Source organism: Reyranella sp., assembly GCF_036558665.1.
Classification (GTDB): domain Bacteria; phylum Pseudomonadota; class Alphaproteobacteria; order Reyranellales; family Reyranellaceae; genus Reyranella.
The window spans coordinates 1-4,230 of sequence record NZ_DATBFE010000098.1 but is presented as its reverse complement, the minus strand read 5'-3'; the positions used below and the strand labels follow the sequence as shown (position 1 = coordinate 4,230).

At 65.4% G+C, this 4,230-nt stretch carries 4 protein-coding genes; 3 read left to right on the top strand and 1 reads right to left on the bottom strand.

Annotated elements, in window-relative coordinates:
* Positions 1 to 541, top strand: a 541-nt coding sequence (locus VH499_RS16095; protein ID WP_332053760.1) for a hypothetical protein, incomplete at its 5' end; no start/stop codon positions are given.
* A gap of 3 nt (positions 542 to 544) precedes the next feature.
* On the opposite strand, the gene VH499_RS16090 is transcribed toward VH499_RS16095, so the two are convergent.
* Positions 545 to 796 (bottom strand): SRPBCC domain-containing protein, encoded by a 252-nt coding sequence (locus VH499_RS16090; protein WP_332053759.1) that lies wholly within the window; start codon positions 794 to 796, stop codon positions 545 to 547.
* Positions 797 to 928: 132 nt separating this feature from the next.
* On the opposite strand from VH499_RS16090, the gene VH499_RS16085 reads away from it, so the two are divergent.
* Both VH499_RS16085 and VH499_RS16080 read left to right on the top strand, forming a co-directional pair.
* On the top strand, positions 929 to 2,674 hold the full coding sequence (locus tag VH499_RS16085) for a hypothetical protein (protein ID WP_332053758.1): 1,746 nt from the start codon (positions 929 to 931) through the stop codon (positions 2,672 to 2,674).
* 101 nt (positions 2,675 to 2,775) lie between these two features.
* Positions 2,776 to 4,230: hypothetical protein (locus VH499_RS16080; protein ID WP_332053757.1), on the top strand; the 1,455-nt coding region annotated here is incomplete at its 3' end.

Genomic DNA, 4,230 nt, shown 5'->3' with positions numbered 1-4,230 from the left:
AACCGCCGGCGGCTCGATCGCCTCGGCCGCGGCCTCGCGCACCCACCTGTTCGTTTCAGCGCAGGACGCGTTCCTGACGTTCGACACCAACAGCCTGCAGCAGGTCGCGAAGATCGATTGGGTCGGCGGCGGCGCATCGCCGCCGGCGATCGGACCCAAAGGCCACGTCTATGCGCTCGCGTCGAACATCCTGTTCGTGTTCCCGCCGCCGAAGCAGGTTGCCGGCGGCGCGATCGTAGGGCAGCCCCTGCCGCAGGCACAGCCGGTCGCGACGAATCCCGGGACGCCGGCATCCCAATCCTACAAGCCGCCGCTCACCCCTGATGGCTACCGGCTGTTCGCGTGCAAGAAGCTCGACGGCGACGATTGCGGCAAGGACGACACCAAGGACATCGCCTTGGCGTTCTGCCAGAAGCAGGGCTTCACCCAGGTCGGCGATACCGATACCGACAAGAAGAAGGTGAAGGCAGAGACTCTCGACGGCCAGTTCTGCAGCAAGAGCAAGTGCAAGGTATTCGACGAGATCGTCTGCCAGAACTGACGGTCACGCGGCCGCGTCGGCAACCCCGGCGGTGGCGGAGATCGCGAGCGGCTCGCCCGTCTCCAGCAGGCTCTTGAGGCTGCTGAGGGCCGCGGGCCAGCCGGAGCGGCAATCTTCCAACAGCTTGCTGCCCGGCTCGAACTCGTCGTGAGTGAGGGTGAGATCTACGGCGTCGCCCTCGGACGCGAGATCGAAGGTCACGCGCGAGGGGTGCTCGTCTAAGGCGAGACCGTGCTCACAGCATTCTGATCGCAAGCGTCGATTTCCGGATTGATCTCGGGCGGGAGCGTCGCCACACTGCGCCCCTCGTTATCGGGCTGACCGAACTCGTGTAGCTGCCGAGCATGTTGCGTGCGTGCCTCGGAGCCGAACCTGGAGAGGCCCGATATGCTGCGATCCATTGTCAGCGCGCGATCCATCTATCTGTGCATTGCCGGAGCGCTCGCGCTCCATGCGCCGGTTGCCGTCGCCTATTCCTGGGACAAGCAGCACGGCAGCAGCACCAACGCGGGATTCTTCGACGCTGCCACCCTTCCGGCCAAGGCGCCGCTCAAGGTGATCCAGAACATCGGCACCTTCGCGCCCAATGCCAGCCCGGTGATCGGCCCGGACGGAACAGTCTACATCGGCAACGAGCAGGGCAAGCTGATGGCATTCCATGCCGATGGGACGCCGTGGTGGAGCCGCGACATCCCTGGCCAATCGATTTCCGCCTCGCCGCTGCTCGGCGCCGACGGTTCGCTCTACGTGATCGGCATCAAGCCATTCACCGATCATCGGTTCAACCCGCCGGAGCATCGGTTCGATGCGGTGCTGCACAAGTTCACGGTGGGCGGCGGCTGGATCAGCCAGACTCCTTTCCCCGAAAAGTACGGCGCCGCCGGAACCTCCGAGATCGCGCCGGCCGCGCCCAACATGTGGAAGTCGGGAAACGCCGAAGTGATCATGGTGCCGGTCATCTATGACTTTCCGCTGCACAGTGGCTGGGAAACGCATCTGCTCGCTTTCTCGACCAGCGGGCAGCTCCTGGCCGACGCGACGGTCGGCAACAGCGTGCCGACAGTGACCGGCGGCAGCGGCCTGCCCGATTGGGCGGTCTATTCCTGCCTGATCCCGCCTTTCCTCCATTGCATCGGGCTAGTCAACTCCGGCTTCCAATCACAGCCAGGAGCGCCATCGGAACCGGTGCACGACCCGGTTTTCCGGCCGGTGCCGACGGTCGCGGTCTATACCTATCCCGGAGGCGGGACGCCGCACGTCCTGGTGGCCGACGGATTCCACAACCTCGTCGACTACACATTCGGCGGAATGAACTTCAACGAGCTCTTCCGCATCGATGACGGCAACGACGATGGCGCGATTTTGGCCACGCCGACCGTCACCTACGATGGGCACACGATCTTCACCAGCAAGGACGGCATCCGGTTCGCCGGCCCCAACATGAATGCGGTCTCGACGGTCAAGGGAGTCTACACCATCACGGCGCCGACCATCCTGCGCGACGGCAGGATCGTGATCGTGGCGACCAACGGCACCATTACCGTGCTCAACGGCGGCAAGATCGAGACCAGGATTCCGATCGAGTTCTCGGTCGCACCGGCGGCGGCCTCGCACACGCACGTCTTCGTCTCGACGTGGCATGACTTCATTACGTTCGACACCAACACGATGCAGGAAGCCGGCCGCTTCGACTGGCCGGATGGCGGTCTATCCGCCCCGGCGATCGGGCCGCAGGGCAACGTCTACGCCATCTCGGCCAACCAGCTCTACGTGTTCCCGGGGCCCGGCCAGCTGGCCACGACAAACAGCGGCCCGACGGCGCCGACCATGCCAGTCTCGACGCAGCCGTCCCAGCCCCAGCAACCTCAACCCACGCAATCGTCCCGCCAGGCCTACAAGCCGCCGATGACAGCAAGCGGCAACCGGCTATTCGCCTGCGCGAACCTGGATGGCGACGACTGCGGGAAAAGCGATGCGAAAGAGATCGCCAAGGCGTTCTGCCAGAAGCAGGGCTTCAGCAATGTCGACGACCTCGACACCGACACCAAGAAGGTGAAGGCCGAGACGCTCGACGGCCAGCTCTGCACCAGGAACAAGTGCAAGGTGTTCGCCAAGATCGTGTGCGCGAACTGAGCCGCGCCCGTCTGGACGGGGACAGGTCTGTGGGTTGTGTTGGGAGGGCCACACAGATAGTGTAGCCCTCAGCAGTACTGCTGTCAGACACGGAGGGGCCAATGCGCGCAAATCTGCGCACGCGCACTGACTCGGCCGCCGCGACGGTCGGGCCGGGCATTCGAGATCGCCATCGAAGCATCGGCTTGCTCGCGGGGGCGGTACTTGGATGTGCCCTCGCCCATTCAGCCTTCGCCTGGGAACGCGCGCACAGCGTCGGTTCGAACACCGGGTACGCCGACGTTGATACTGCGCCCGCCAAGAAGGCGCCGATCACAGTTCCGAACCTCGGCAGCTTCGCGCCCGGCGCGGGTCCGGTCGTCGCGCCCGACGGCACCGTCTATCTCGGCAACCAGCAGGGCAAGCTGATCGCCCTTCACGCGGACGGCAGCCCCGCCTGGAGCCGCGACATTTCGCCGGCCCACGCGATCACCGCATCGCCGTTGGTCGCGCCGAACGGCTACGTCTATGTGATCGGCACGACCAACTACACGGACCACCGGGTGAACCCGCCGGCGCATGTCGTAAAGTCCATGCTCAACATCTTCACGCCCGGCGGCGGCTGGGTCGGCCCGTTCCCGTTTCCGGATCACAACGGACCCGGCGCCGCGTACGGCCCGCCGAACCTGTGGCGATTTGGCGGCCAGGATGCGGTGATGGCGACCGCGACCTACCGCAACCCGGTCACCGGCGGCTACGAGATCCGGCTGATCGCTTTCGGTCTCGGCGGCCAGGTGGTTGGGGACCAGAAGGTCACGACCGTGGTGCAGACCGTGAGCGGCAGCGCCGAGTGCCCGCTGGGGCCGTTCTGCTTCGGATTCGAGCACGGCGTCCTCAGCCTGACCGCGATCCCGCCGGGCCTCGGCATCTTCACGTTCCAGGGCGGAGGCACGCCGCACATCGTCGTGTCGGACGGGCTCAAGGACCTCGTCGGGTATACATACGACGGCGCGAACTTCATCGAACGCTGGCGCGTCCACAACAACGACTACTTCCTGCGCTCGACGCCGACGGTCCTGCCAGACGGCCATACGATCATCGGCGTGGAGAAGATCGTGCGCAAGAACGGCCAGGAATACGGTGGCGGCACGGGAGCAATGCTGTTCGCCGGCCCGAACATGAACGCCTTGCCGCGCGTCGAAGGCATCGGCCGCGTCTTCACCGCACCCAGCGTCACCGGCGATGGCCGTGCCGTCCTGGTCAACGGCGACGGTTCTCTCGCCGTCCTGCAGGGAACCCAGGTCGTCAGCAAGACCCAAATAACGAGCGGATCCATCGCGTCGGCGGCGGTGTCGCGGAAGCACGTGTTCGTGTCGACCTATGATGCCTTCCTGAGCTACGACGTGAACACCCTGGCAGAGGTGGCGCGCATCAGCTGGGTCGGCGGCGGGTCCTCGTCGCCTGCGATCGGTCCCAAAGGCTACGTGTATGCCATCGCGCACGACATCCTGTTCGTGTTCCCGCCCGGCGTGAACAAGCAGATCGATCCCGGCAAGCTGCAGCCTGAGACCGTCGTC